We start from the raw sequence: 26,508 nt of genomic DNA, 5'->3' as shown, positions 1-26,508 counted from the left end.
GTCAGGCGCGTAGGCCGCGGAACAGGACGTCGAGGTATCGATCGACGACATCGTCCGCACTGACCGCCGCCGCGTGTTGCACCCCGCACATCAGGTTGCGCAGGTCGTCAGCGGTGATGTCGGACCGGACGGTGCCCGCCTGCCGCGCCCGTTTCAGGACGCGGCCGAGCGCGTCGTGGAACTCGGCGGACGGCGCGACCGAGTCGCCGGTGAGGTCGTCGCCGGTGGCCAGCACCTCCGCCAGCGCCGGATCGGCGCGTAGCAACCGCAGCCCGGTCGCCACGAGCCGCTGGAAACCGGCGGCGGGATCGGTGTCGTCGGCGCTCGCCCGCGCGTCCGCCGCCAGTCGGGTGAGATTCTCCGCCGCGAGCGCCTCGATCAGCGCCTGACGGGTGGGGAAGTGCCGGTAGGCGGTGCCGACGCCCACGCCAGCGGCCTTGGCGATCGCGTTCAACGGCAGGTCCCGGTCGCCGTCACGAAGCCGGTCCCGGGCGACGGTGAGCATCCGCTCCCGGACCCGCGCGGAATCGGCCCGCAGCCGTCCAGTGGTATGCGTCGACATGCCGAGAGGATAACTCATCCGTTCTTTGCTACGCTCATCACCAGCGGATATTAAATCCGATCGGATGAAAGATCCCTTGAGGAGGGGCCATGGCCATACGCTGGACGTTCGACGACATCCCGGACCTGACCGGCCGCACGGCGGTGGTGACCGGCGCGACCAGCGGACTCGGCCTGGTCGTCGCCCAGCAGCTCGCGGCGCACGGCGCGGACGTGATCGCGGGGGTGCGGGATCCGGCCAAGGCGACCCGGGTCGCACCCGGTCTGGAAGCGCGGCGGGTCGACCTCGCCGACCTGGACTCGGTCGGCGCGTTCGCCGGCGGCCTGCACCGGGACGGCCGGGTCGTCGACCTGCTGGTCAACAACGCGGGTATCGGCGGCCACCAGGGTCGCCGACTCAGCCCGCAGGGCATCGAGATGCAGTTCGCGACCAACTTCCTCGGACACTTCGCCCTGACCGGCCGGCTGCTCGACCTGATCCGGGACGGTGGGCGCGTGGTCCACGTGGGGTCCAACCTCTACCGGCACTTCCCGGTGGAACTGCCCCTCGACGACCTGGCCGCCGAGCGGTCCTACTCTCCCTCGCGGGCGTACGTGGCGTCCAAGCTCGCAAACCTGCTCTTCGGCCTGGAACTCGACCGGCGGTTGCGACGCGCCGGGCGTCCGGTCCGGAGCCTGGTCGCGCATCCCGGCCTGGCGCGGACCGCCTTGAACTCCGACGTCGGCCAGCCCGCCCTACGCGCGACGATGGCGGTCCTCAACGCCCTGATCAGCCGCCCGGCCGAACGCGCGGCGATTCCGCTGCTGTTCGCGGCGACCGACCCGGCGGCGCACGGCGGCGTCTTCATCGGTCCGCGCAACCGGCGGTGGGACGACCGCGTGCACCTCGACCGGGTCGTCGCACCCGCGAACGACCCGGCGCTCGCCGATCAGCTGTGGGAGCGGGCGCAGGACTGGGCCGGGGTCGGGTATCCGCCGGACCTTCGGTCGTGACCGCGTCGCCGCCCGCTCGGACCGGGCGGACACCGTCGATCAGGCCAGCCACGCTCCGCGCGTCAGGCCGGCCAGGAGCCGTCGGTCCGGAACCTGTCGACGACGGCCAGGTACGGGGCGAGGTCGAGACCCTGCGCGGCCACCCACCCGTCGTCGTAGTAGGTGTCGGCGTAGCGGTCGCCCCGGTCGCAGATCAGCGTGACCACCGAGCCGGTCCGGCCGGCGGCGAGCATCTCCGCGATCAGCGCGAACGCGCCCCACAGGTTGGTGCCGGTGGAGCCGCCCACCCGACGGCCGAGCACGGCCGAGCCCGACCGCATCGCGGCCAGCGACGCGGCGTCCGGCACCTGGACCATCCGGTCCACCACGCTTGGTAGGAAGGACGGCTCGACGCCGGGCCGCCCGATGCCCTCGATCCGGGAGCCGCGGCCGGTGCGCAGCGACCAGTCACCGGCCTGCCAGGCCGGATAGAACGCGGAGTTCTCCGGGTCCACCACGCACAGCTTGGTGGGCAGCCGGCGGTAGCGGGCGTACCGGCCGATGGTGGCGCTGGTGCCGCCGGTGCCGGCGCCCACCACGATCCAGGCGGGAATCGGGTGCCGTTCCAGCGCGAGCTGGGCGTAGATCGACTCGGCGATGTTGTTGTTGCCCCGCCAGTCGGTGGCCCGCTCGGCGTAGGTGAACTGGTCCATGTAGTGACCGCCGGTGTCCTCGGCCAGCCAGCGCGCCTCGATCACCACCTTGGCCGGGTCCTCGACCAGGTGGCAGCGCCCGCCCTGGAACTCGATCTGGGCGATCTTCTCCGGGGAGGTGGAGGCGGGCATGACCGCGATGAACGGCAGCCCGAGCATGCGCGCGAAGTATGCCTCGGAGACCGCGGTCGACCCGGAGGACGCCTCGACGACAGTGGTGTCGCGGCCGATCCAGCCGTTGCACAGCCCGTAGAGGAACAGCGAGCGGGCCAGCCGGTGCTTGAGCGAACCGGTCGGGTGCACCGACTCGTCCTTGAGATAGAGATCGATCCCCCACGCCCGGGGCAGCGGGAAGGGCAGCAGGTGGGTGTCGGCGGAGCGGTTGGCGTCCGCCTCGACCGTGGCGATGGCCTCGGTCAACCAGCGCCGGCCGGCCTCGTCGCAGCGGTCGAGATGAGTCACGCCGGCAACGTTACAAGCGAGGTGGGCTCGGATCCGCCCGGACCCGGCGCGCCTGCCGGCGCTGCCCGGCCCGGCCGGCGGCCCGCACCACCGGGGTCAGGGCCAGGGCGAGCCGGGGGTACGCGTCGAGCAGCCGCACCTGCGCGCCACGCCAGCGCGGCAGGCTGACCACCGGTCGGGGCCGGCGGGCCAGCCGTACCGCCCGCGCGGCCACCCGCTCCGGCGTCAGCAACGACCCGGTGAAGGAGGCGAGCGCACCGGGGTCGTCGAGCTTGTCGTGCAGCATCGGCGTCCAGATCCCGTCCGGGCACAGGCACGACACGTGTACGCCCCGGACGCCCGCCATCCGCAGGTCGCTCAGGGTGCCGAGGCTGAACGCCAGCAGGGCATGCTTGCTTGCGGCGTAGACGGTCTCCCCGGGTGCCGCGATCAGCCCGGCCAGCGACACCACGTTGAGCACGTGCCCGTGGCCCTGTTCCCGCATGACCGCGAGCGCGGCCAGTGTGCCGTTCATCGCGCCGAGCGCGTTGACCTCCACCACCCGGCGTCGGGTCTGCGCGTCGTGCCCCCAGGAGGGGCCGGTGACCAGGATGCCGGCGTTGTTCACCCACAGTCCGAGCCCACCCGGCGCGCCGGCCGCCTCGGCGGCGACCGCGGCGCAGGCAGCCTCGTCGCGTACGTCGAGGGGGTGGGACCAGCCGCCCAACGGCGCGGCGGTGACGGCCGCCGCCTCGGCGTCGACGTCTGTCACCAGCACCCGCCAGCCGTCGGCGTGCAGCGCGGTGGCGAGCGAGCGGCCGAGCCCGCCGGCCGCTCCGGTCACCACGGCGGCGCCCCGCTCCGAGGTAGTCATCGCCGCACGCTAACCGCCCGCCCCGCCCGCCGGCCAGGCCCTGACCCGCCGTTTCCGGCCCCGGACCGCACGCGGACCGCACGCGGACCGCACGCGGGCCGCACGCGGGCCGGATCCGGACCCGACCGAACCCGGACCCGGATCCAGACCGGACTCGACCGGACCGGACCCGACCGGCCGACCGGCCGACCGGCCGCACGGGCGCACGGCCGCACGGGCGCACGGGCGCACGGGCGCACGGGCGCACGGGCGAGCCGGATCACCGGGCCAGAGCCGGCGCGGCGACGGAACCCCTGTGGTGTCCTCCCGCTGCCTAGAAACTTGATGACGTAAGTGAGTCAGGCGGTGCCGCCAAATTCGGCGAACCGCTGCCGACGGCGAAGCAGGCGCACCTGACTCGTTCACGTCATCAAGTTTCTAGGCAACGCGAAGGCATCCCGCGCCGACCGGCCGAGACCTCGACCGGTCGTCAGGGGGTGGGGGGTACGAGCGGTTGGGGGCGGTTCTCCCACTTGGTCGACAGGGCGATGCCGGTGCGGGTGGAGGCGACGCCGGGCGTGCGGTTCAGCCGGACGATCAACTGTTCCAACTCGGCGATGGTGCCCACCCGCGCCTTGAGCAGGAACGATTCCACGCCGGCCATGAAGTAGCAGGACTCGATCTCGGGGATCTGGCGGAACGCCTCAAGCACGTCGTCGGTGTCCGCGTCGGAGTTCTCCACGATGCCGATCAGGGCGGTGACCCCGAGCCCGACGGACTCCGGCTCGACCTCGGCCCGGTAGGCGCGGATCACGCCGCCGGACTCCAGCTTGCCGACCCGTTCGTGCACGGCCGGGGCGGACAGGCCGACCTGCCGGGCCAGTTCGGCGTACGACAGGCGGGCGTTGCCGCGCAGCAGCTCCACGAGGCTCAGGTCGATCGCGTCCACGGAGAGTGACCCTATCCATTCACAAACGCCCGCTCACAGCGGGTCTACGCCGGTAGCATTTACTAACTTTCGCACTGTGTGTGTTTTTCGCGTTTGGCGGACACGCCCGGTCGCTGGTGCTGTAATTACCGTACGTCCCTCATGACGGCTCTGGGCTCGCACCGGCCGGGGGCAGTGTGTTCAGCCGGGGGCTTCGTCGACGCGAGGAGGGGGCTGTGGACACTGGAGATCGCCTGCTGACACCGGGTGAGGTCGCTGCGCTGTTTCGGGTTGACCCGAAGACCGTGACCAGATGGGCAGCGGCCGGCCGGATCGGCAGCATCCGGACTCCAGGCGGGCATCGCCGGTTTCGGGAATCCGAGGTGCGGGCCCTGCTGGAGGGGGAGGGCATGCTGGACGAGGCGGAAGACATGGGCAAGCCACGCAACGTGGGCCCGACCGCCTCGACCGGCCCCGGCCCGGCGAACGCCGGCATGTACTGAAGCGAGCGGGGCGCGGTCCGACCGGTGAGGCGGGCCGCGCCCCGACCGGCTCGCGGTCCCGCCGGTCAGGCCGGTTTCGCGGTCCCGCCGGTCAGGCCGGTTTCGCGGTCCCGCCGGTCAGGCCGGTTTCGCGGTCCCGTCGGGCTGCGGCCAACTGCCCGGACCAGCGCCGGAACAACGTGTGCGGGACGCCGAGCGCGTCGAGCACCTTGCCCGCCACGAAGTCGACCAGCTGCTGGGCGGAGGCGGACGCCCCCGCGCCGTAGAAACCCGGGCTGGCCGGCAGCACCACGGCGCCGGCGTCGTGCAACGCGATGAGGTGCTCCAGGTGGCTGCGGGTCACCGGGGTCTCCCGGGGCACCACCACGACCGGCCGCCGTTCCTTCAGGTTCACCTCGGCGGCGCGCTGGAGCAGGTCCTTCGACAGCCCGATCGCGATGCCGGCGCAGGCGGCGGTGCTGGCCGGCACCACCGCCATCCCGCGTACCCGGTAGGAGCCGCTGCTCGGCCCGGCCGCCAGGTCGCCGGCGGGCCAGTGCCGCAGGTCCGCCCCGGCGAGGTCACGATCGAGCCAGCCGGCCAGGTCGTCGGCCCAGTGCGCGTCCCGGAACGGCCGGCCGGTCTCGTCGAGGACGGTCAGCCGGGCAGCTCGGGAGACGATCAGGTCCACCGCCTGACCGGCGTCGAGCAGGCCCCGGACGACCGCCGCCGCGTACGGTGTGCCGGAGGCGCCGGAGACGCCCACCACCCATGGTTCGCGCATGCCGTCAAGCCTGCCAGGCCGGACGCGAACCGGGTCGACGGGTCTTCCCGTGGCATGGGATTCTCTGACCGGCAATCCAACCCTCACGGGAAGGCCCGGTGATGACGGCTGCCGTGCTGCGGGCGCTGCGCTCCGACTGTCCCGTTCCGCCCCGGCTCTCCCCGTACGCCGACGAGGTGCAGGGCTGGCTGGCCACCCGGCTGGACCGGCTCGGCCTGCCGCTCGACCCGGCCACCCGGCGGCGGCTGACCCGGTCCGGTTTCGCCAGGTACGCCGGCCGGCTCTACCCGGACGCCAGCGAGGCCGACCTGCGCGTGCTGACCGCGCTGTTCACCTGGTTCTTCCTGGTCGACGACGCCTGCGACGGCCCGGACCGGCTGACCCCGGCGCAGATCCGCGCGCTGCGCGACGGCACGCTCGCGCTGCTCCGCGACGGTCCCCGGGCCCGCCACGCCGGCTTCGCCGGCCCGCTGCGCCGGCTGCTGGTGCAGGCGTGGCGGGAGCCGCGCCGCCGGATGCCGGCCCGGTGGCGGCTGCGGTTCGCCGACGCCGTCGCCGACCACCTCGACGGCGTCTCGCGGGAGGCGACGGCCACCTCGACCGGCCGCCCGCCAGGCGTCGCCGAGTACATCCGGCTGCGCCGGGCCACCTCGGCGGCGTACGTGTCGTACCCGCTGATCGAGTTCGCGTCCCGGCGACCGCTGCCCGACGCGGTCTACCACCATCCCGCGCTTCGCCGCCACGCCGACCTCGGCAACGACCTGCTCTCCTGGTTCAACGACATCGCCTCGCTGGAACGCGACCGGGCCGTCGGCGGCGGGCACAACCTGGTGCTCGCGGTGGCCGGCGAACGGGGCGTGCCGGTGCCGGCCGCGGTCGACCTGGTGGCCGGGCACTGGCGGGCCGAGATGAGCCGCTTCATGGCGTTGCGCGCGGCGGTGCCGTCGTTCGGTCCGGCGCTGGACGAGGCGGTCACCGCCCACCTCGACGGGGTGGCCGCCGCCGTCCGGGGCACGGTCGACTGGACGTTGGAGAGCGCCCGCTACCCGGTGGCCGCGGCGCCCTGACCCGGCCCGGCCTGACCCGCCCGGCCCGCTGCCCGTTCAGGGGCGCAGGTCGAGCCGGATCACCAGGTCGAGCAGGGCGAACACGAACAACGCGATGCCGACGAACCCGTTGGCGGTGAAGAACGCCCGGTTGACCTTGCTCAGGTCGGTGGGGCTGACCACCAGGTGCTGGTAGCCGAACGCGACCGCGGTGAACGCCAGCCCGATCCACCAGAGCCAGCCGAAGCCGACGAGCGCGCCGAACCAGATGAACAGCGCGAACGTCACCACGTGCGCGACGGTGGAGGCGTGCAGCGCGAAGCGGCGGCCGTACCGGGCCGGCACGCTGTGCACGCCGATCTCCCGGTCGATCTCCGAGTCCTGACAGGCGTAGATCAGGTCGAAGCCGCCGATCCACAGCCCGACCGCCGCGCCGAGCAGCCAGGCCGGGCCGGACCCGGCCAGGGTGCCGGTGACCGCCAGCCAGGCGCCGACCGGGCCGACCGCCTGGGCCAGCGCGAGGATGGCGTGCGGCCAGTTGGTGAACCGCTTGCCGTACGGGTAGACCACGAGCGGCACCGCGGCCAGCGGCGCGAGCGCCAGGCAGAGCGGGTTGAGCAGGGCGGCGGCGCCCAGGAAGACCACGAGCGCGACGACCGCGCCCGTCCAGGCCGTGCGCACGCTCACCGCCCCGGTGACCAGTTCCCGGTTGGCGGTACGCGGGTTCCGCGCGTCGATCCGCCGGTCGAGGATCCGATTGGCGGCCATCGCGAACGTCCGCGCGCCGACCATCGCCACGGTGATCAGCAGCAGGTCGAGCCAGCGCACCCGCCCGCCGTTGACCTGCATCGCGGTCAGCGCGGACAGGTACGCGAACGGCAACGCGAACACGGAGTGCTCGATCGCGACGAGCTTGAGGAAGGACGTGACCCGGCCGGGCCGCTCCGCCACCGCGGTCATCGGATCCCGTACTCCTTCCAGCGCTTGTCGACCAGCGCGACCACCTCGGGCGACATGGTCATCTCCTCGGGCCAGCCCCGGGTGTAGCCCTCGGTGGGCAGCTTGCGGGTCGCGTCGAGGCCCGCCTTGCCGCCCCAGAACTGCTGGTACGAGGCGTGGTCCAGGTGGTCGACAGGCCCTTCGGTGACCATCAGGTCGCGGGCGTAGTCGACGTTGCCGAAGGCGCGGAACGCGACCTCGTGGTAGTCGTGCACGTCGCAGTCCTCGTCGACGATCACGATCAGCTTGGTGAGCGACATGAGGTGGGCGCCCCAGATCGCGTTCATCACCTTCTGCGCGTGCTTCGGGTAGCGCTTGCGGATCGACACGATCGCGCAGTTGTGGAAGACCCCGGCGGCCGGCAGGTCGTAGTCGACGATGTCCGGGATCATCAGCTTGAGCAGCGGCAGGAAGATCCGCTCGGTGGCCTTGCCGAGGCCGTGGTCCTCCTGCGGCGGCTTCGACGTGATGATCGAGTGGTAGACCGGGTCGCGCCGCATGGTCATCGTCTCGACGTGCAGCACCGGGAACGGCTCGACCGGCGTGTAGAAGCCGGTGTGGTCGCCGAACGGGCCCTCCGGCAGCCGCTCGCCCGGCTCCAGATAGCCCTCCAGCACCACCTGGGCGTGCGCCGGCACCTGCAACGGCACGGTCAGGCAGTCGACCATCTCCACCCGCTCGCCACGCAGGAAGCCGGCGAACAGGTATTCGTCGATGTCGCCCGGCAGCGGCGCGGTGGCCGCGTACGAGACGACGGGGTCGCAGCCGATGGCGATGGCGACCGGGAGCCGCTGGCCGAGCCGCTCGGCCACGGCGTGGTGCGCGGTCGAGTCCTTGTGGATCTGCCAGTGCATGCCGAGCGTGTTCCGCCCGTGCTGCTGGAGTCGGTAGAGGCCCAGGTTGCGCTTGCCGGTCTCCGGGTGCTTGGTGTGGGTCAGCCCGAAGTTGTGGAAGATCCCGCCGTCGCCCGGCCACACCTGGAGCCCGGGCAGCCTTCCGAGGTCGACGTCGTCGCCGGAGTAGACCACCTGCTGGCAGGGCGCGGTCTTGACCTTGCGGGGCGGCACGGACTTGAGCTGCATGACCTTGCCGAGGCCCTCACGGATGCCGGACCAGCCGACCGGCAGCTCCGGCTTGACCAGCGCGCCGATCCGGGCGCCGATCTCGTCGAGCGTGTCGACGCCGAGCGCCATGGCCATCCGCTTCTCGGTGCCGAACAGGTTGACCGCGACCGGCATCTCGCCCCGGGTGGGCCGCTCGAAGAGCAGCGCCGGCCCGCCGTCGCGGACGGTCCGGGTGACCACCTCGCTCATCTCCAGCGTCGGGTCGACCGGAACGGTGACCCGCCGCAACTCGCCCGCACGCTCCAGGGCCGCGAGGAAGTCGTTGAGATCGTCGTACGGAAACCCACGCATCACCCCATCCTCCCCCACCCCTCCGGGGTGTAAGGAGGGGGCCCTTGTTAACGCATTTGGTAGAGGCGGGGGCCCTTCTTAACAACCACCCGCCGCATGGACCGAGGTCAACCGGGTAGGTGGCGGGATGGGTGACGGGCGGGTGCCGGCGGGGTTCAGCGAGCAGCGGGCCCAGGTGGGCGACGTGGGGATCAACTATGTCCGGGGTGGCCGGGGGCCGACCCTCGTGCTTCTGCACGGCTACCCGCAGTGCTGGCGGATGTGGCGGCACCTGCTGCCCGAGCTGGCGCAGTCGTACCAGGTGATCGCCCCCGACCTGCGCGGCTTCGGCGACAGCGACGCCCCAGCCGGCGGGTACGACAAGAAGACCGTCGCCGCCGACCTGCACGGGCTGCTCACCGGGCTCGACCTGGCCGGGGACATCCGGCTGGTCGGCCACGACCTGGGCACCATGGTCGCGTACGCCTATGCCGCCGCCCATCCCGACGCCGTCACCCGGCTGGCGCTCACCGAGGCGCCGATCCCCGACGAGAGCATCTACACGATCCCGGCGCTGACCGCCGCCGGCCCGGCGGTGTGGAACTTCGGTTTCTTCACCGTCCCCAACGGCCTGCCCGAGCAACTCGTCGCCGGCCGGGAGGCGCTCTGGGTCGACCGGTTCACCGACTCGATCATGATCAACAAGGGCAGTCTCGGCCCGGACGAGATCGAGGAGTACGCCGGCCACCTGCGCGACGAGGCCCACCTGCGGGCCAGCTTCGCCTACTTCCGCGCGTTCGGGCAGGACATCGCGGACAACACGGCGTACCGGGGCACGAAGCTGCCGATGCCGGTGCTCGCCGTCGGCGCGGCGGCCAGCCTCGGCGGCCAGGTAGCCGAGCAGGTGCGCCGATATGCCGACACGGTCACCGGCGAGGTGGTCGCGGACTGCGGCCACTGGCTCTTCGAGGAGCGGCCGGCGCAGCTCGCCGCCCTGCTGCTGCCGTTCCTGAAGGGCTGACGAACGCCCAGGTCAGAGCCGCCCGGCCGACACCACGAACGCGCGCCACGCGGCCGGGCGGAAGGTCAGCACCGCGCCGTCGCGGTCCTTGCTGTCGCGTACGCCGACCACGCCGGGAACGTTGTCGGCCACCTCGACGCAGTTGCCGCCGTTGGTGCTGCTCCGGGTGCTGGTGCGCCACCGGGCGCCGCTCAGGTCCGCCATGTCTCCGCCACCTCCGTCAACAACTCCATCGACTGCCGGGACGACCGGACCGCTCAGTGCCGGCGGGCCGACGCCACGAACGCGCGCCACGCGGCCGGGCGAAAGGTCAGCACCGCGCCGTCGCGGTCCTTGCTGTCGCGTACGCCGACCACGCCGGCAAGGTTGTCGGCCACCTCGACGCAGTCCCCGCCGTTGGTGCTGCTCCGGGTGCTGGTGCGCCACCGGGCGCCGCTCAGGTCCGCCATGTCTCCGCCACCTCCGTCAGCAACTCCATCGACTGCCGGGGCGGCAGCGCCTCCCCCTCGATCGACTCCCAGGACGACCGGACCGCGAGCACGTCCTCGGTGCGGTCGATCACCTGACCCTTGAGCTGATCGTCGAGATAGACGACGTCCTCCCCGGAGGGCAGCGTAGCCAGCACGAAGGCCCCGGCGACACCGGAATACGCGCCGGTCGAGGCGGGCACCACCTGGATCCGTACCCGAGGATTTTCGTCGGCCACCTTGACCAGCCGCAACACCTGCTCGCGCATCACCAGCGGGCCGCCGACCGGGCGGCGCAGCACGTGCTCGTCCAGCATGGCGACGAGCTGCGGTGGCTTCTCCCCGGCCAGCACCGCCTGCCGGGCGAGCCGGGCCTCCACCCGCCGCTCCACCTCCGCCTCGTCGAACAGGTTGACGCTGCGGAACAACGCGCGGGCGTAGGCCGACGTCTGCAACAGCCCCGGCACCACCATGTTTTGGTACGACCGGAGCACGGTCGCCTGTCGCTCGTTGGCCTCCCACTCCCGCATCCACTGCGGCGACCCGAGCCGGGCCAGCATCCGGCCGAACACGCCACAGGTGTCGAGCGCCACGTCCACCCGGTCCCAGAAGTCCGGCGGCGGCCTGCGCGCGCCGGTCTCGACCATTGCCACCGTTGACGGCGAATAGCTGATCGCCTTCGCCAGATCCTCCTGGGTCATCTTCCGAGCCGCCCGCATGTGCCGCAGCTCCTCGATCAACACCTGCAAGCGCTCGTCCACCCGCACGCCTCCTCACGGTCGCGCACCGCGTGTCTCACCGACCTCACCGACGACTCGGCCCCACACACAGGGTGACCATACGCCTTCCCGTAGTGGTCACGCCGTCCCGAAACTGTGCACAGCGGAATCGTTCGGATCCGAGCCGAAAAGGACGGACGAAACCGCGGAGGGGCCGTCCGTTACGTCGGCGGCGGACGGCCCCTCCCGCCAGCCCGGCGACCGAGGAGGAAGCGATGATGCGACGCCACGACCCGCACCGGCCACTGTGGCTCTGCCGGGCCTGCGGCGGTCCGTGGCCGTGCGGCACAGCCCGGCTGACGCTCCTGGCCGAATACGGGGACCGCATCGCCCTGTGCATCTACCTCGCCGGGATGCTCTACACCGCCGTCGAGGATCTGCACCGGCTCGATCCGCGGAATGCGCCGAAGCCGGCCGCGCTGCACGAGCGCTTCCTCGGCTGGGCCACCCCACGCCGCGGTTAAGGCGGGGCCCCTTGTTAACGCATTAGGTAGAGGCGGGGCCCCTGCTTAACAGCGCAACTCAAGCGACGGCGAACGTGGACGTTCATCCTTCCGGAGCGATACGAGCCTGCTGCCAGTGCTGAAGAATGATCTTGTGGGCCTCGGTCGCGGATGTAACCGCAAGCCCGATCTCCGCCGCCAGGACCTCGTAACGCACGGCCCACGACGGCGGAGGATCAGGCAAGTCTTCCGGGACAGCGTGGGAGCGCCGGATGGAGAAGACGTGGTGGACACGCCCAACCAGTTCGGCATCAGCCGACACCCCATCCTCCACAAGCAGGACCAGGTCGATCAGGTCTCTCACTCGGGTGGATTCCCCGGTCTCATAGAGCCGGGTCAGGGCGTGCAGCTTCTCGGCGTACTGCTGTCGCAGGTCAGCGACCCACATCGAGCGCGTGGGGATGTGCGCAAACGCCAACTCGTCCGGCAGTTCACGCAGCTCCACCCCGCCGAGCTCCTCTGCACGGGCCACCACATCGAGCTTGATCTTGGCGAAAAGCTGCCCCGCAAGGCGGCACTCGACCGGGAGCCGCCAGGCTGGGCGCCCGTACGCGTCGTCGCGCAAGCGAGCCGGTGCGGCTGCGGAGGGCGGCACGGAGTGCGGAGGCCGTCGCGTATCTCTTGCTCACCGACCCGCCGCATCCAGCGCCACCTGCACCCCGAGTTCCGCTGTCGGGCTGAGCTCGGTGGCGGCGGCGCGGAGGCGGCGTGGTGTGGTCAGACCTCGGCTGAGCGCATCAGCGACGGCGTCGTTGAGCCACTGCTGTTCGATCCGCTCGTCCGCGCACTCCGCCAGGGCTCGGCTTGGTGTGGTCACGCGAAATCCCTCCCGATCCTCTGTGTGCTCGGCGGGAGGGAGGTCGCGGTGCAGCACGACGCCGGCAGCCGACCGTCGGAATCGTGGCGGCACCGACAGGTGCACCACGGCCGGGTCGAGGTCCCCGAGGTCGTGCAGGGACAGCGCACTGGCATGGCTCACGACGCCCTTCCCGCCGCTCCACAGCACCCAACGGATCAGTGGGGCGAACTGATGCGCCGGCCAGTCCGGAATCTGGAAAATTCCTCGATCGACCCGCACCCAGTTGCCACAGTCGACGTGGTACTTCTGAGCCTGGTGTGTGTATCCCGCCTCCACGGCCTGGGCAGCCGTGAAGTAGCCATGCTGACGGACAGCCAGGCCGAACAGCCTGCGCCTGTGCTGTTGCCGGTCCACGCGCACACATCAGAGTAACAAACTAAAGATAATTTGTAGTTTCTGACCCAGCCACGGCGCGAAACTAAAGTTTTTCTGTAGCAATGCGCAAAACGCCGAGTCAGGCGGCGGGCGTCCAGGCGTACGCGCTCAGGGGTTCGTCGAGCGGCGCGGCGGTGAGCCGGTTCGCGAAGGTCGAGATGGTGTAGGTCCCGACGCCGAGCACGACGTCGAGCGCGTGCCGCGGCTGCCAGCCGGCCGCGAGGAGCGCGTCCATCTCGGCGTCGGGGACGGCGCCCCGGTGGTCGAGCACGGCGACGGTGAACCGGCGCAGCGCCTCCAGCCGGGGTTCGGGCAGCGTCCCGCCGGCACGCAGCGCGTCGATCAGCTCCGGCGCGGCGCGGTGGCGGGTGAGCGTCGCGGTGTGCATGGCCACGCAGAGGTGGCAGGCGTTGCGGGTGGCGACCGTCAGCACGACCACCTCGCGGGCGATCGGGTCGAGGTCGGTGGCTTCGAAGGCGGCGTTGGCGGCGAGGAAGCCCTTGAGCAGCTCGGGTGAGCCGGCCATCAGGCCGACGGCGGCGGGCAGGTGGCCCAGCTTGCGGTGGACGCCGGCCATGACCGGGCGGGCGGCGGCCGGTGCGGTGTCGGCCGTGTGGACGGGGAAGGTCGGTCGGGGCATGGCAGCCTCCCGGGGGTACGGTAGTCAACGTGGTTGACGAAATAGTAAACGCGGTTGTCGAACATGGCAACGCCTGACCGCCCCGGCTTCGCGCTGCCGCTGCTCCTGCTCGCCGGCTTCCGCGCGCTCATCGACGATTTGCACGTCGAGCTGGCCCGGCACGGGCACACCGAGTTGCGTCCGGCGCACGGCTTCGTGCTCCAGGCCGTGGGTCCGGCCGGCACCACCGCCTCCGACCTCGGGCACCGGCTCGGCGTCTCCAAGCAGGCCGCCGGCAAGACGGTCGACCGGCTGGTCGCGCTCGGCTACCTGGAACGGGTGGACGACCCCGCCGACGCGCGCCGGAAGCTGGTCCGGATGACCGCCCGGGGCCACGACGGATTGCACCGTTCGGCGGTCGTCTTCGACGAGCTGCGCGACCGCTGGGTGGCCGCGCTCGGTGCCGACCGGGTCGCGGCGATCGAGGACGACCTGCGCCGGATGGCCCCCGCCGACGTGTTCCGCCTCGACGTGCCGGGCTGGCTCGGCGGGTGAAGGACAAGAAAGGGGCGCCCGACCGGAGACGGCGGACGCCCCTTTCTGAACACCACTACCGGAAGACGACGTCACTCCTGTTGACCTTGCAGTTGGCGTCGTTCCAGCCCTCACCGAGGTAGCTGGGTTCGCTGCCCTTGGCCACACCCTTGTACTTGCCGCAGATGGTGGCCGAGCCGATCACGACCACGCGAGTGATCGTGGCGGTGTCGTTCCAGTTGCTGTTGATGCCGGCGAGCATGTCGATGTCGTCGACGAGGACGTTGTCGATGCGCACGTGGCGGGTGTACGAGGTGGAGCAGTTGCCGCAGGCGCGGTACAGCTTGCCGGTCCCCCTCAGGTAAAAACCGGAGATGTTGACCGTGCCGTTGCCGTTGTGCTGGAAGGTCTTGTCGCTGCCGCTGCGCGCGCCGCCACCGATGACGTAGGACGTGCCGCCGTTTGTCTGCTTGAAGGTGGCGGCGTCCTCACCGATGTCGTTCCACCACACGTTGCGCAGCGTGCAGGTGCCCTCGCAGTGCACGCCGTCACCGGCGGGCGAACCGAGGATGACGTTCTGCAACGTGCCGCCGTTGGCGACCTTGAAGATCGGGTCCTGCGACTCGCCCTGCCCACCGTCGCCCATGCAGCAGTAGGTCTTCATGCCGCCGTCGAAGGTGCCGGAGACGTTGACCGTACTCGAAATGTTCACCGAGCCGGCCGAAGACGGCCACGCGCCGGTCGGCGTGCCCGGGTTGCCGGTCGGGCCGGACGTCGGACCGCTTGTGGGGCCACTGGTCGGGTTCGACCCGCCGCTGGCGTACGTCTCGAACTCGGCGATCCGCGGGGTGCCGGACGCGCTCGTGATGACGAAGGAGATCTTCTTCAGCGACGTCGAGGAGAAGTTGATGGTGCTCGGGGCGCTGCCGCCGCTGGCCAGGACGGAGCCCGTGTCGTGGTTCTTGAGCTGCCAGCCGCTGATCGTGCCGCCACCCGGGGCCGGCACGATGACAGCCGAGGACACCGTGGTGGCGCTGCCCCACTTGACCGAGATCGTGCCGGTCGAACCGGTCGGCGACCAGTAGGTGCCGGTGTTGCCGTCGATCACGTTGCCGTAGCTGGTGCCGCTGGCCTTGCTGGAGCCGTCGGCGCCGGCGCCGAGGCTCAGGTTGGTGGCGGCCGAGGCGTTGGGAACCTGCAACGCCAGCGCGACGACGGCACCTACGACCGCAGTGGTGCCGCCGGTCAGCCACCGTGTGGCGACTTTGCGTCTCATCTGGTTTCACCTTTCGAGCGTGCGTACCCTGGGTAGAAGAAAGCGCTTTCAGGTAACCATAGAGAAACATCGATGTCTAGACCATGGCACGGTGGACCCGGCCGACCAGAACGACGTCCGGTCGGGTCGCGTTGTCGGTCACTGCCAGGATGGGCGGATGGACGACGCGTACGTGATGGGTGATCCCGACGGCCTCAGCCCGCTCCAGACCGAGGTCCGGGACGCGGTGGCGCGTGAACTGCACGCCCAGTTCGCACTACGGGCGGACCGCCTCGACCTGGCCGACCTGCCCGAGGTGGCCTACCAGATCACCCGACGGATCGACGAGATGCTGAGCCGCCGCGTCACACCCTCCTCATAGGATCGGCGCGCCGGCCGCTCGGGTCGGCTCCCCTTCCGCAAGGAGCTCGATGAGACGTCTGTGCGTTTCGGCCGGCGCGGCGGCGCTGGCCACCCTCGGTGTGGTCACGGCACTGCCCGCCCCGGCCCTGGCCGACCCCGGTCCCGGCTGGGTCCGCGGCTGGCTCTACGACACCACCGTCGGCGGTTCGACCGCACCCGCCCGCACCGCCGCCCTCTTCGTCGACGGCAGTCCCGACGCGGTCCACCCACGCGTCGACATCGACGTGAGCGGCCTCGCCGGCATCGTGACCGCCACGTTCCCGGCCTGGTGCGACCGCACCGGCGCGTCGGTCGTCTGCCCGATGCCCCCCGACGCCACCCCGAACGAGTTCGGCGGCCTCACCGGCACCGTGCCGATCGTGTTCCGCGCCGTGCCCGGCGACGCCGACGGCGCCGCCGGCACGATCGGCTGGACGGCGCTTGCCGACGGCGTGGACGGCGAGGCCCAGCAGGCGACCGTCACGGTGCACACCGGGCCGGACGCCGTCGACCTGGTCGACGCGTACGTCGACGGCGTCGGCACCGGCGACCGGCTCGCCATGCCGGTGGCCCTCGTCAGCGCCGGCGACCGGCCGGTGACCGGCCTGCGGGCCACCTTCCGCTACCCGGTCGGGCTGGAGCCGACGGCCTACCGCAACTGCCGGTACGGCACCGGCGGCCAGCTCGACACGATCGTGGTCTGTCAGTTCGGCCGCGAGCTGAAGCCGGGCCGGCGCTACGAGGTGCCCGGCGGTTTCCGGACCACCGTCGGCCCGGCCGCGATCGGCGACAAGCGCGTCGTGCAGACCGTGGCGCCCGAGGCCACCGCCGGTCCGCTGCCCGAGGGCGTGGTGCTGCGGCACCGCCCGGCGGAGTCGGCGTTGGAGCTGCGTCCGGTCGGTGGCCAGGTCGACGTGCTCGGCCGCGACCAGCAGTTCGGGTCCGGGTCGTACTACCTCCGGGCCGTCCGCGGCGCGTACGACGTGGTCGCCGTCGGCGCGACCGTGGCCGGGGCACCGGGCGACACCGTCCGGGTCCGCGTCGGCCTGCGCAACGACGGCCCCGGCGTGCCGGACGGCACCATCTCCGGCGACAGCGCCAGCCACCTCGTCTTCACCCCGCCGGCCGGGACGGTGGTCACGAACAGCCCGGAGCACTGCTCCAACGGCGCCGACGAGGAGGACCCGACCGCGCCGGCGGTCTGGTACTGCACGCTGCCGAACGGCGTCTTCCCGGCCGGCAGCAGCTTCCTGGTCGACGTCGACCTGCGGGTCGACGGTCCGCTCGGCGCGCCGGGCACGGTCGCCGTGCGCAACGCGTACCCCGGTCCCGACGACGACCCGGCGAACGACACCGCACCCGTCACGATCGGCTGAACCAGCACGGCCGCCGGGGGTCGCACGACTCCCGGCGGTCGGCGCCGCGCGGTCAGTTGACGCCGGCGTACGAGTGCAGGCCGGTGAAGAAGAAGTTGACGCCGAACAGGTTCATCAGCATGGTCAGGAAGCCCACGACCGCGATCCAGGTGGCCACGTTGCGCCGCACGCTCGGCGTGGCCCGGGCGTGCAGATAACCCGCGTAGACCACCCAGGAGATGAACGCCCAGGTCTCCTTCGGGTCCCAACCCCAGGCGCGCCCCCACGCCGCCTCGGCCCAGATCGCCCCGGCGATCACCGCGAACGTGAAGATCGGAAACGCGAAGGCGTGCAGCGTGAAGGTCAACCGCTCCAGCCCGGCCGCCGCCGGCAGCCGCCGGGCCAGGGTGTACGGGAAGCTGCGCTTCCCCTGTTCCCAGCCGGCCCGCATCAGGTACGCGGCGGCGGGCACCACGCCCAGCAGGAAGATGCCCGAGGCGAAGATGATCGTCGACACGTGGATGATGAACCAGTACGACTGGAGCGCCGGCATCAGCGGCACCACCTGGACATAGAGCTTCAGCTCGGCGAACGCCAGCAGCAGCACCATCACCAGGGTCAGGAACAGCCCGAGCCGGCGCAGCGACGGCTGCTTCCACAGCACCACGAGCCATGCCGCCGCCCCGATCCAGGTGACCGTGAGCACGAACTCGTACATGTTGCCCCAGGGCATCCGCTCGGCGGCGAGCCCCCGGGTGACGACGGCACCCAGGTGCAGCGCGGCGGCGAGCGCGGTGAGGCCGGCGGCGATCCGCCCGGCCAGCACGGCCCGGTCGGCGGAGCGGTCCGGCCGGGTCACGGCCGAGACGACCGGCTGGTCGAGCGGGCCACCCGGGCCGCCGACGCCCGCGCCGACCAGCTCCCGGGCCGGGGCCGCTACGGCCACCTTCCGGGCGTTGCCGAGCGCGAACTCCACGGCGTGGCTGATCATCGCGACCAGGTACGCCAGGATCGCGAACGTGACCAACTGATCGGAGAGTGCGGACATCACTCGTCTCCTTCTCGCGCCCGCCGATGGTCCGGCCCGTCGCCGCCGACCGCGGCGACGAGCTGCGCGAACTCGTCGGCGAACCCTGGGTGCTCGGTGCGCGGAAGCCCACCGGCCTCCACCAAGCTACTACCGCTCGTCGGAGATCCACCCTCGGGGGGCGACACCCGGAACCAGACCCGGCGGCGGCGGGCGAACAGCGAACCCATCAGGCCGAGCAGCAGCGTGCCGCTGGCCACCAGCAGCAACGTCTGCCCGGGCGCGTGCCGCACGGCCAGCGTGACGTACGGCTTGGTGCCGACGAACTCAAGCGTGCTCCCGTCGTCCAGCGTCCACGTCTCGCCGGGCCGCAGCAGCTTGGTGCCGACCTGCTTCAGCTTGCCGTTCGCGACCTGCCGCTGGTCGAGCTGGTAGACCGAGCCGGGGATGCCGGCGTCCAGCCCGAGGTTGCCCCGGTAGGCGGTCAGGTTCACCGCCGGGTCCCGCTCGGCCGGGAACCGCGACGCGACGAACGGCGCGCGGTCGGGCGCGGTGGGCAGGTAGAGCCCGTCGAAGGCGACCTGCTGGTCCGGGTCCCGCTTGCCGGTCTTCGGGTCCACGTTCGCGTCCGGGAAGAGCGCCACGCCCTCCTCGGTCGCGTTCGGGTCGCCGGTACGCAGGAACGGGTCGTCGCTGGTCTGACTCTTGCCGTACCTGTCGGTGTATTTCAGGATCGGCGCGTAGCCGTTGCCGAGCAGGTAGACGTTTGCCGGACCGAGTCGCAGCGGCGAGTTCACCGAGAAGCCGGCGGTGCGAGGCTCGCTGTCCGGGGAGTCCACGCTGACCGTGGCCCAGAAGCGGGACGCCTGCCCGGAGTCGAGGTAGTCGGCCTCGAACTTCTCCAGCGTGAGACAGAACGGCGGCAGGTCGGCGCTGTCCACCCGCGGCCCGAGCGACGCCTCGGCGTACTGCTGGCGGGTGTTGCAGAATTCGTTGTCCGCGCCCGCGACCAGGATGCGGTTGCCGTGCCACCCGTACCACGAACCGACCGCGACCCCGAGCAGGACGGCGATCAGCGACGTGTGGAACAGCAGGTTGCCGGTCTCCTTGAGGTAGCCCTTCTCGGCGGAGACCTCGTTGCCCCGGACGGTGACCCGCCACCGGCGGCGGCGCAGCACCGCCGCGATCGCCGCCGGATCGGCGGCGGCCGGGGCCTCCAGCACCGCGTGCTGGGGCAGCCGCTCCAGCCGCCGCGGCGCGGCCGGCGGACGCATCCGCAACGCGCGCACATGATCGCGGGTACGGGGCAGGATGCAGCCGATCAGCGAGGTGAACAGCAGCACGTAGATCGCGGAGAACCAGACCGAGCCGAAGACGCCGAACGCGCCGATCTGGTCCAGCCGGGGCGCCAGATCGGGGTGGTCGACGAACCACTTGTCGACGTTCTCCGGGTTGACCCCGCGCTGCGGCAGCACCGAACCGGGAATGGCGGCGACCGCGAGCAGGAAGAGCAAAATCAACGCGGTACGCATGCTGGTGAGCTGCCGCCACGAGTTGCGCAGCAGGGCCAGCACCGGGTTGACCCGCCGGGGCGCCTTGGCCGGCGGGGTGCCCGGCCGGTCGTCCACGGTCGTCATCAGATGCTCACCTCACCCACGCCCACGTGCGTCTGCAACCAGATCACCACGTTCTGCCAGCCGCCCGTGACGAGCGCCAGGCCGATCACGATCAACAGGGCGCCGCCGACGCGGGTGACCCAGCGGCTGTTGCGCCGGACGGCGCGGAACACCCCGAGCAGGCGCTGGAAGCCCAGCCCGAAGACGACGAACGGTATCCCCAGCCCGAGGCAGTACGCCACGGCGAGCACCACGGCCCGGTCGGCGCTGCCCTCGGTGGCGGCCAGGCCGAGCACCGCGCCGAGGGTCGGCCCGGTGCAGGGCAGCCAGCTCAGCGCGAAGACCGCGCCGAGGACCGGCGCGCCGAGCAGGCCGGCGGCGGGCAGGGCGCGGATGCGGAACTCCCGTTGCATACCGGGGACCACGCCGAGGTAGCCGAGCCCGAGCACCACCACGAGCACGCCGATGACGATCTCCAGCGGGCGCTCGTACCTGAAGAAGAGCTTGCCGACGCCCGAGAAGAGGATCGCGGTGGCGACGAACACGGCGGTGAAGCCGGCGATGAACAGCAGCGTGCCGGCGAGCACCCGCCCTTTCACGGCGGCGGCGCTCCGCGCCGGTGCCGTCCGCTCCGCCACGCGCACGCCACCGGTGCTGGTGCTGGTGCTGGTGCTGTTAAGCGGGGGCCCCGCCTCTACCGAATCCGTTAAGCGGGGCCCCCGCCTTACCTCCAGGTCGGCGCCGGCCAGGCCGGTCACGTAGGAGAGGTAGCCGGGCATCAGGGGGAGCACGCAGGGGGAGAGGAAGCTCACCAGGCCGGCGAGGGCCGCCGCGCCCACCGCCAGCAGCAGCGGGCCGGATTCGGCGAGCTGACGGAACGTCTCGCCCATCAGCGGGATCCGTTCGGCGCCGGCTGCTCGGCGGCGATTCTCTCCACGATCGGCCGCAGCTCGTCCTGGGTGACCGCGCGGCGGATCACCACCGCGATCCGCCCGTCTCGATCGAGCACCACCGTGGACGGGGTGGTGTTCGGCGGGATGTCGAAGTTGAGCGCCTGCCGGCTGGACGGGTCGAAGATGCTCGGATAGGTGACCCGGCCCTCCTCGAACGCGATCGCCTTGTCCTTGCTGTCCTGCACGTTGATGCCGAGGAACGTCACGCCGGAACCCTTGGTGGCCTGGTAGGTGCCCTCCAGGTCGTCCGCCTCGGCGCGGCAGGGCGCACACCAGGAGCCCCAGAAGTTGACCACCACGACCTGCCCGCGGTCGCGGGCGATGTCGTAGCTACCGCCGGTGAGCAGCTCGCCGCTCACCTTCGGGGTCTTGGAACGCTGGTCCGGGGCGCAGCTCACGGTGAGCCCGTCGGCGGCGCACCGGCTCTCCTGACTGCCGGAGGTGCAACCGGTCAGCGCCGTGCCGGCGGTGACGGCGGCGAGCAGGGCGGCGGCGAGCCTCCGGGTGAGCATCAGGCCCCCTTGGCCGTCCGGGCGGTCGGCGAGATCGCGATCAGGTGGGCCGCCGGCTCGGAGTAGCCGATCCCGGCGATCCTGGCCCCGTCGAAGTGGAACGAGGTGAGGCTGGCCAGGCCGCACTGCCGGCGGCGCGGGTCGTGCCAGAGCCGCTTGCGCTCGACGTGCCGGCGCAGCGTCCAGATCGGGAGCTGGTGCGAGACGAGCACCGCCTCCCGTCCCTCGGCGGCGACCCGGGCGGCGTGCAGCGCGGCGAACATCCGCTCGGCGATCACCTGGTACGCCTCGCCCCAGGACGGGGTGACCGGGTCACGCAGCACCCACCAGTTGCGTGGGTCGCGGAACGAGCCGTCGCCGGGCGAGACCTTCTTGCCCTCGAACCAGTTCGCGCTCTCGATCAGCCGCTCGTCGACGCCGACGGAGAGGCCGAACTGCGCCGCGATCGGCTCGGCGGTCTGCTGGGCGCGTTCCAGCGGGCTCGCCGCCACGTGCACCACGGTCCGTTCGGCGAGCGCCTGGGCCGCTGCCTTGGCCATCTGCACGCCCAGCTCGGAGAGGCGGAATCCGGGCAACCGGCCGTAGAGGATGCCGTCCGGATTGTGGACCTCGCCGTGCCGCAGCACGTGCACCACCGTCTCCGCCATCTGGTTACCCCCGTGTCCCGGCCGCTGCCGCCGCCCGCGCCGCCTCCGGCAGGGCGGCGGCGATCTGCTCCCACGCGGCGTCGTCGATCGCGGTCGAGACGAACCACGACTCGAACGCGCTCGGCGGCAGGTAGACGCCGGCGGCGAGCATCGTGTGGAAGAACGCCTTGAACGCCGGCACCTGCTGGGTGCGGGCACTGTCGTAGTCGCGCACGTCGGCGTCGGTGAAGAAGATCGAGAACATGTTGCCCGCGGTGGAGAGGCGGTGCGGCACGCCGGCCGTGGACAGCGCCTCGGTGACGAGCTTGCCCAGCGCGGCGGACGTCTCGTCGAGACGGCGGTAGAGCGCGTCGTCGGCCAGCCGCAGCGTGGCCAGCCCGGCCGCGCACGCGAGCGGGTTACCCGACAGCGTGCCGGCCTGGTAGACCGGACCGGCCGGGGCCAGTCTCGCCATGATCTCCGCGCGCCCGCCGAACGCCGCGGCGGGCAGGCCACCACCCATGACCTTCCCGTACGTCCACAGGTCGGCGTCGGAGGCGTCGAGGCCGTGCCAGCCGGCGCGGGAGACCCGGAACCCGGTCATCACCTCGTCGACGATGAGCAGCGCGCCGTGCGCGTGCGCGATCCGGGCCAACTCGGCGTTGAAGCCGTCCCGGGGGGCGACGACGCCCATGTTGCCGGCCGCCGCCTCGGTGATGATCGCGGCGATGTGCTGCCCCTGAGCCGCGAAGGCGTCTTCGACCGCGCGCCTGTCGTTGTAGGGCAGCACGATGGTGTCACCGGCCGCCGCCCCGGTCACACCGGGCGAGTCGGGCAGCCCGAACGTGGCCACGCCGGAGCCGGCGGCGGCGAGCAGCCCGTCCGAGTGGCCGTGGTAGCAGCCGGCGAACTTGATGATCTTGCTGCGGCCGGTGAAGCCGCGGGCCAGCCGGATCGCCGACATGGTCGCCTCGGTGCCGGAGTTGACCAGGCGTACCTGCTCCACCGGGGTCCGCGCGACGATCTCCTCGGCCAGGTCGACCTCGCCGGGCGTCGGCGTGCCGAAGCTGGTGCCGAGCGCGGCGGCCTCGCGCAGCGCCTCCACCACGGCCGGGTGGGCGTGGCCGAGGATCAGCGGGCCCCAGGAGCAGACCAGGTCGACGTAGCGACGGCCGTCCGCGTCGAACAGCCACGGACCCTCCCCCCGGACCATGAAGCGCGGGGTGCCGCCGACGGCGCCGAACGCGCGCACGGGTGAGTTGACCCCGCCGGGCACGACGGCCTGGGCGCGATCGAACAGGGCCTCGGAGGCCGGAGCGTCAGCCGGGTAGCGGCCGGATCCGGCGGAAAGGGTCTCGGTCACGATGCCGCCATTGTGTCAGCGCCGAACGCCCCGCTGGCAGCCACCCCGGAACACCGTTACCCGCCTCACCCCCCGCACCTCATCCGCCCACCTTCTCGGAAAGAGTGGCCATTTCGCGCGCCATGGCCACGCTTTCCGGGAAAGAGCGGCGACGGGCGGGGCGGGGGCGCTCGACAGGCCCACTCGTCGAGATCGCGATAGGCTGACCGGGTGGATCGTGCCGAACTGTCCATCACCGTGCACCGGACCGGTGACGAAGCCGTGCTTCGCCTGGCCGGTGAGATCGACATGCTCACGGCCGCCCAGCTCTCGACGGTGGTCAACGAGGTGCTGGCAGATCCTCCCCCGCGCATCGTGCTCGACCTGAGTGGCGTCACGTTCTGCGACTCCCAGGGCCTCGGCACGCTCGTGGTGCTCAGCCGCAAGGCCAGCCACATGCAGTGCGTGCTGATGCTGAGCAACGTCGGCGACTTCCTGATTCGCGTCCTGGACATCACCGGCCTGCGCAGCGCCCTGATGATCCGCAACGAATCCACCCCCTGACCGCCGCCAACCTCGGGTCAGGTGATTGGGAGGTCGCGGCGGCGGAACGTGAGCAGGCCGGTCAGGGCCAGGGCGAGGGCCAGGGCGGTCAGCAGCCAGAGCGGGGTGGGGCTCCACGTTGCGCGTAGCACCTGGGGGGTGTGCGTGAACGGGGACAGGTCCAGCAGCCACCGGTCCAGGCGCAGCACGGCGCCGAGCTGGCCGAGGAGCACGCAGACCGCCAGCACCGCCCAGGCGGCCGACGCGAGCCGGGGCAACAGTCCGTACAACAGGACGGCGAACCCGGCCAGCACCCAGGCGGCCGGCGCCTGGGCCAGGCCCGCGCCGACCATCCGGCCCACCTGTCGGGGCACGTCGCCCACGCTGAACCCGTAGGTCAGGCCGGTGGTCAGGCCGGTCACCGCGAGCACCACGATCGGCCCGAGCAGCGCGAACACCACGTGCGAGAGCAGCCAGGTCGAGCGGCGGGTGCCGGTGGCGAGCACCGGCTCGGCCCGGCCGGCGGACTCCTCCGCGCGCATTCGCAGCGCGGCCTGGATGCCGTACCCGGCCGCGGCCAGCCCGGTCACGCTCAGCGTGGCGCCCAGGTAGGCGTCGGCCAGTCCGGCGGCCCCGCCGAGCCGGGACATGATCTCCTCCAGTTGCGCGTTGCCCTCCACCGAACGACCGGCCGCCTCCGCGGCGCCGCCGAGGATCAGCCCGAGCAGACCGAACCCGACCGACCACCAGAGGATCTGCCCCCGGTGCAGCCGCCAGGCCAGGCCGAACGGCCCGGACAGCGCGCCGCCGGCGGTGGCCGGGCCGAGCCGGGGCGGCAGCAGGCCCGCGCCCAGGTCGCGACGGACCGAGAGCGGGTACGCGAACGCCGCGAGCAGCGCGGCGGCGGCAAGCGGCAGCAGCGGCACCCACCACCGCTCCCCCTCGTACGCGCGGACCCGCGCCGCCCAGCCCAGCGGGGACAGCCAGCTCGGCCAGTCGTTGCCGGCGGTGTCCCCGACCAGGCGCAGCCCGAACGCGACGCCGAGGCCGGCGATGCCGATGCCCCGAGCCCCGCCCGCGGTCTCGGTGAGCTGCGCGGCCAACCCGCCGAGCGTGGCGAACACCATCCCGGTGAGCGCGGCGACCAGCCCGTACGCGTACGAGCCGGCGGCGGGCAGCCCGGTCGAGGCGAGCCCGGCCGCGGTGAGCAGGCCGAGCAGCAGGTCGGCCGCGTACGTGACGAGCAGCGCGGCGGTCAGCCCGGCGTACCGGCCGAGCACGCTGCCGCCGAGCAGTTCCCGCCGGCCGGCCTCCTCCTCGGTGCGGGTGTGCCGGATCGCGGTGAGCAGGCTGGCCAGCGCGACGATCACCAGTAGGAAGCCGCTGCGCTGGGCGGTCAACGCGCCGACGCTGTCGCCGTAGACCGGGCCGAGGAGCGCGACGACGGAGGGGTTGCGGGCGGTGCCCTCGGTGTACGCGGCCCGCTCGGCGGCGGTCGGGAACAGTTCGAGGAAGCTGGCCGCGTACGACACCGGCAGGGCGGCGAGGACCAGCACCCAGAGCGGCAGCAGCAGCCGGTCGCGGCGCAGGATCAGCCGGACCAGGTGCCGGGTCCCGGTGAGCGTGCTCATCGGGACACCTCTTCCGGGGCGCTCTCGTAGTGCCGCAGGAACAGCTCCTCAAGCGTCGGCGGCGTGCTGACCAGGCTGCGTACGCCCAGCTCGGTGAGGCGGCGAAGGGCGGCGTCGAGCGCGGCGGTGTCCACGTCGAAGCGCACCCGGCGCCCGTCCACCCGCAGGTCGTGCACGCCGGGCAGGTCGGCCAGCCCGTCGAGCGGGGCGGCGACCTCGGCGTCGATCGCGGTGCGGTGCAGGTGGCGCAGGTCGCCGAGGGTGCCGGACTCCACCGCCCGGCCGGCGCGGATGATCGTCACCCGGTCGCAGAGCGCCTCCACCTCGGCCAGGATGTGACTGGAGAGCAGCACGGTGCGGCCGTCGTGGCGGGCCCGGCGGACCCAGTGCTGGAAGACCTCCTCCATCAGCGGGTCGAGCCCGGAGGTCGGCTCGTCGAGGATGAGCAGGTCGACGTCGGAGGCGAGGGCGGCCACCAGGCCGACCTTCTGCCGGTTGCCCTTGGAGTAGGTGCGGCCCTTCTTGCGCGGGTCCAGCTCGAACGACTCCAGCAGCTCGGCGCGACGTGTCGGGTCGAGCCCGCCGCGCAGCCGGCCGAGCAGGTCGATCACCTCGCCGCCGCTGAGGTTGGGCCAGAGCGTGACGTCGCCGGGCACGTACGCGAGGCGTCGGTGCAGGGCGACGGCGTCCCGCCACGGGTCGCCGCCGAGCAGTCGGACGGCCCCCGCGTCCGCCCGCAGCAGGCCGAGCAGCACCCGGATGGTGGTCGACTTGCCGGAGCCGTTCGGGCCGAGGAAGCCGTGCACCTCTCCGGTACGGACGGTCAGGTCGAGTCCGTCGAGCGCTCGGGTGCGGCCGAATGTCTTGACCAGGCCGGACACCTCAATGGCAGTTTCCATGCTTCGGAAGCTACGCT

The 26,508-nt window shown here is 72.1% G+C and carries 31 protein-coding genes; 9 read left to right on the top strand and 22 right to left on the bottom strand.

Annotation, left to right across the window (positions count from 1 at the left end; genetic code table 11):
- Nucleotide 1: 1 nt before the first annotated feature.
- Entirely contained in the window at nt 2-562 is a 561-nt protein-coding gene (locus O7613_RS27530; RefSeq protein WP_281585476.1) for a TetR/AcrR family transcriptional regulator, read from the bottom strand.
- A gap of 89 nt (nt 563-651) precedes the next feature.
- Between O7613_RS27530 and O7613_RS27525 the strand changes: the two genes are divergently transcribed.
- On the top strand, nt 652-1,554 hold the full coding sequence (locus tag O7613_RS27525) for an SDR family NAD(P)-dependent oxidoreductase (protein ID WP_282290796.1): 903 nt from the start codon (nt 652-654) through the stop codon (nt 1,552-1,554).
- A gap of 62 nt (nt 1,555-1,616) precedes the next feature.
- Here the strand turns inward: O7613_RS27525 and O7613_RS27520 are convergent, their stop codons facing one another.
- From O7613_RS27520 to O7613_RS27510, 3 genes are all read right to left on the bottom strand, one after another.
- Nucleotides 1,617-2,708 (bottom strand): PLP-dependent cysteine synthase family protein, encoded by a 1,092-nt coding sequence (locus O7613_RS27520; RefSeq protein ID WP_282290795.1) that lies wholly within the window; start codon nt 2,706-2,708, stop codon nt 1,617-1,619.
- 10 nt (nt 2,709-2,718) lie between these two features.
- A complete protein-coding gene (locus O7613_RS27515; protein ID WP_282290794.1) occupies nt 2,719-3,561 on the bottom strand; it encodes an SDR family oxidoreductase in 843 nt (280 codons plus the stop codon).
- A gap of 469 nt (nt 3,562-4,030) precedes the next feature.
- On the bottom strand, nt 4,031-4,489 hold the full coding sequence (locus O7613_RS27510; RefSeq protein ID WP_281585480.1) for an Lrp/AsnC family transcriptional regulator: 459 nt from the start codon (nt 4,487-4,489) through the stop codon (nt 4,031-4,033).
- A 215-nt stretch (nt 4,490-4,704) separates the two neighbouring features.
- Between O7613_RS27510 and O7613_RS27505 the strand changes: the two genes are divergently transcribed.
- Nucleotides 4,705-4,971 carry a BldC family transcriptional regulator gene (locus O7613_RS27505; protein ID WP_091603534.1) on the top strand — a complete coding sequence of 89 codons (267 nt, stop codon included), beginning with the start codon at nt 4,705-4,707 and terminating at the stop codon, nt 4,969-4,971.
- Nucleotides 4,972-5,062: 91 nt separating this feature from the next.
- Here the strand turns inward: O7613_RS27505 and O7613_RS27500 are convergent, their stop codons facing one another.
- Nucleotides 5,063-5,734, bottom strand: coding sequence for a UbiX family flavin prenyltransferase (locus O7613_RS27500; protein WP_281585481.1), 672 nt, complete (start codon nt 5,732-5,734; stop codon nt 5,063-5,065).
- A gap of 101 nt (nt 5,735-5,835) precedes the next feature.
- Between O7613_RS27500 and O7613_RS27495 the strand changes: the two genes are divergently transcribed.
- Entirely contained in the window at nt 5,836-6,801 is a 966-nt protein-coding gene (locus O7613_RS27495) for a terpene synthase (protein ID WP_282290791.1), read from the top strand.
- A 36-nt stretch (nt 6,802-6,837) separates the two neighbouring features.
- Here O7613_RS27495 and mqnP read toward each other — a convergent pair whose 3' ends face one another.
- Together mqnP and O7613_RS27485 are read right to left on the bottom strand one after the other, a co-directional pair.
- Entirely contained in the window at nt 6,838-7,740 is a 903-nt protein-coding gene (mqnP, locus tag O7613_RS27490) for a menaquinone biosynthesis prenyltransferase MqnP (protein ID WP_282290789.1), read from the bottom strand.
- Nucleotides 7,737-9,194 carry a menaquinone biosynthesis decarboxylase gene (locus O7613_RS27485; protein WP_282290788.1) on the bottom strand — a complete coding sequence of 486 codons (1,458 nt, stop codon included), beginning with the start codon at nt 9,192-9,194 and terminating at the stop codon, nt 7,737-7,739. The genes mqnP and O7613_RS27485 overlap by 4 nt, the downstream gene beginning before the upstream one ends.
- A 127-nt stretch (nt 9,195-9,321) precedes the next feature.
- Between O7613_RS27485 and O7613_RS27480 the strand changes: the two genes are divergently transcribed.
- Entirely contained in the window at nt 9,322-10,194 is an 873-nt protein-coding gene (locus O7613_RS27480) for an alpha/beta hydrolase (RefSeq protein WP_282290786.1), read from the top strand.
- Nucleotides 10,195-10,206: 12 nt separating this feature from the next.
- Here the strand turns inward: O7613_RS27480 and O7613_RS27475 are convergent, their stop codons facing one another.
- Genes O7613_RS27475 through O7613_RS27465 form a run of 3 tightly spaced genes read right to left on the bottom strand, consistent with a single transcriptional unit; the run spans nt 10,207 to nt 11,422 of the window.
- Nucleotides 10,207-10,398, bottom strand: a complete 192-nt coding sequence (locus O7613_RS27475; RefSeq protein ID WP_281585486.1) for a DUF397 domain-containing protein — start codon at nt 10,396-10,398, stop codon at nt 10,207-10,209.
- A gap of 53 nt (nt 10,399-10,451) precedes the next feature.
- A complete protein-coding gene (locus tag O7613_RS27470) occupies nt 10,452-10,643 on the bottom strand; it encodes a DUF397 domain-containing protein (protein ID WP_281585487.1) in 192 nt (63 codons plus the stop codon).
- On the bottom strand, nt 10,631-11,422 hold the full coding sequence (locus tag O7613_RS27465) for a helix-turn-helix transcriptional regulator (protein ID WP_282290785.1): 792 nt from the start codon (nt 11,420-11,422) through the stop codon (nt 10,631-10,633). The genes O7613_RS27470 and O7613_RS27465 overlap by 13 nt, the downstream gene beginning before the upstream one ends.
- 233 nt (nt 11,423-11,655) lie before the next feature.
- Here O7613_RS27465 and O7613_RS27460 point away from each other — a divergent pair, with 233 nt between their 5' ends.
- Complete coding sequence (locus tag O7613_RS27460; protein WP_282290784.1) at nt 11,656-11,904, top strand: hypothetical protein; 249 nt, start codon at nt 11,656-11,658, stop codon at nt 11,902-11,904.
- Between the two features lie 82 nt (nt 11,905-11,986).
- Here the strand turns inward: O7613_RS27460 and O7613_RS27455 are convergent, their stop codons facing one another.
- The 3 genes from O7613_RS27455 to O7613_RS27445 all read right to left on the bottom strand — a co-directional run bounded on the left by O7613_RS27455 (nt 11,987) and on the right by O7613_RS27445 (nt 13,817).
- Complete coding sequence (locus O7613_RS27455) at nt 11,987-12,508, bottom strand: nucleotidyl transferase AbiEii/AbiGii toxin family protein (protein WP_282290783.1); 522 nt, start codon at nt 12,506-12,508, stop codon at nt 11,987-11,989.
- A gap of 60 nt (nt 12,509-12,568) precedes the next feature.
- Complete coding sequence (locus O7613_RS27450; protein ID WP_282290782.1) at nt 12,569-13,156, bottom strand: hypothetical protein; 588 nt, start codon at nt 13,154-13,156, stop codon at nt 12,569-12,571.
- Nucleotides 13,157-13,256: 100 nt separating this feature from the next.
- Complete coding sequence (locus tag O7613_RS27445; RefSeq protein WP_282290780.1) at nt 13,257-13,817, bottom strand: carboxymuconolactone decarboxylase family protein; 561 nt, start codon at nt 13,815-13,817, stop codon at nt 13,257-13,259.
- Nucleotides 13,818-13,880: 63 nt separating this feature from the next.
- On the opposite strand from O7613_RS27445, the gene O7613_RS27440 reads away from it, so the two are divergent.
- A complete protein-coding gene (locus O7613_RS27440) occupies nt 13,881-14,351 on the top strand; it encodes a MarR family winged helix-turn-helix transcriptional regulator (RefSeq protein WP_281585493.1) in 471 nt (156 codons plus the stop codon).
- 55 nt (nt 14,352-14,406) lie between these two features.
- Here the strand turns inward: O7613_RS27440 and O7613_RS27435 are convergent, their stop codons facing one another.
- Nucleotides 14,407-15,606: a pectate lyase gene (locus tag O7613_RS27435; RefSeq protein WP_282290778.1), complete on the bottom strand. Its 1,200-nt coding sequence runs from the start codon at nt 15,604-15,606 to the stop codon at nt 14,407-14,409.
- Nucleotides 15,607-15,763: 157 nt separating this feature from the next.
- On the opposite strand from O7613_RS27435, the gene O7613_RS27430 reads away from it, so the two are divergent.
- Nucleotides 15,764-15,967, top strand: a complete 204-nt coding sequence (locus O7613_RS27430) for a hypothetical protein (protein ID WP_282290777.1) — start codon at nt 15,764-15,766, stop codon at nt 15,965-15,967.
- Between the two features lie 49 nt (nt 15,968-16,016).
- On the top strand, nt 16,017-17,363 hold the full coding sequence (locus O7613_RS27425; protein ID WP_282290776.1) for a hypothetical protein: 1,347 nt from the start codon (nt 16,017-16,019) through the stop codon (nt 17,361-17,363).
- Nucleotides 17,364-17,415: 52 nt separating this feature from the next.
- On the opposite strand, the gene ccsB is transcribed toward O7613_RS27425, so the two are convergent.
- Genes ccsB through hemL form a run of 6 tightly spaced genes read right to left on the bottom strand, consistent with a single transcriptional unit; the run spans nt 17,416 to nt 23,439 of the window.
- Nucleotides 17,416-18,390, bottom strand: a complete 975-nt coding sequence (gene ccsB / locus O7613_RS27420; protein WP_282290775.1) for a c-type cytochrome biogenesis protein CcsB — start codon at nt 18,388-18,390, stop codon at nt 17,416-17,418.
- Nucleotides 18,390-20,006, bottom strand: coding sequence for a cytochrome c biogenesis protein ResB (locus O7613_RS27415; protein WP_282290774.1), 1,617 nt, complete (start codon nt 20,004-20,006; stop codon nt 18,390-18,392). The genes ccsB and O7613_RS27415 overlap by 1 nt, the downstream gene beginning before the upstream one ends.
- Nucleotides 20,006-20,875 (bottom strand): cytochrome c biogenesis protein CcdA, encoded by an 870-nt coding sequence (locus O7613_RS27410; protein ID WP_282290773.1) that lies wholly within the window; start codon nt 20,873-20,875, stop codon nt 20,006-20,008. Before O7613_RS27410 ends, O7613_RS27415 begins: the two co-directional genes overlap by 1 nt.
- On the bottom strand, nt 20,875-21,450 hold the full coding sequence (locus tag O7613_RS27405) for a TlpA disulfide reductase family protein (protein WP_282290772.1): 576 nt from the start codon (nt 21,448-21,450) through the stop codon (nt 20,875-20,877). Before O7613_RS27405 ends, O7613_RS27410 begins: the two co-directional genes overlap by 1 nt.
- Nucleotides 21,450-22,097: a histidine phosphatase family protein gene (locus O7613_RS27400; RefSeq protein WP_281585501.1), complete on the bottom strand. Its 648-nt coding sequence runs from the start codon at nt 22,095-22,097 to the stop codon at nt 21,450-21,452. Before O7613_RS27400 ends, O7613_RS27405 begins: the two co-directional genes overlap by 1 nt.
- A gap of 4 nt (nt 22,098-22,101) precedes the next feature.
- Nucleotides 22,102-23,439: a glutamate-1-semialdehyde 2,1-aminomutase gene (hemL, locus tag O7613_RS27395; RefSeq protein WP_282290771.1), complete on the bottom strand. Its 1,338-nt coding sequence runs from the start codon at nt 23,437-23,439 to the stop codon at nt 22,102-22,104.
- Between the two features lie 210 nt (nt 23,440-23,649).
- On the opposite strand from hemL, the gene O7613_RS27390 reads away from it, so the two are divergent.
- Complete coding sequence (locus O7613_RS27390; protein WP_281585503.1) at nt 23,650-23,982, top strand: STAS domain-containing protein; 333 nt, start codon at nt 23,650-23,652, stop codon at nt 23,980-23,982.
- A gap of 17 nt (nt 23,983-23,999) precedes the next feature.
- Here the strand turns inward: O7613_RS27390 and O7613_RS27385 are convergent, their stop codons facing one another.
- Complete coding sequence (locus tag O7613_RS27385) at nt 24,000-25,592, bottom strand: ABC transporter permease (RefSeq protein ID WP_282290770.1); 1,593 nt, start codon at nt 25,590-25,592, stop codon at nt 24,000-24,002.
- A complete protein-coding gene (locus O7613_RS27380) occupies nt 25,589-26,491 on the bottom strand; it encodes an ABC transporter ATP-binding protein (RefSeq protein WP_281585505.1) in 903 nt (300 codons plus the stop codon). Before O7613_RS27380 ends, O7613_RS27385 begins: the two co-directional genes overlap by 4 nt.
- Nucleotides 26,492-26,508: the final 17 nt, after the last annotated feature.

The sequence above is a fragment of the Micromonospora sp. WMMD975 genome (genome assembly GCF_029581215.1).
Classification (GTDB): domain Bacteria; phylum Actinomycetota; class Actinomycetes; order Mycobacteriales; family Micromonosporaceae; genus Micromonospora.
This window is presented reverse-complemented; position numbering and strand designations above follow the sequence as displayed.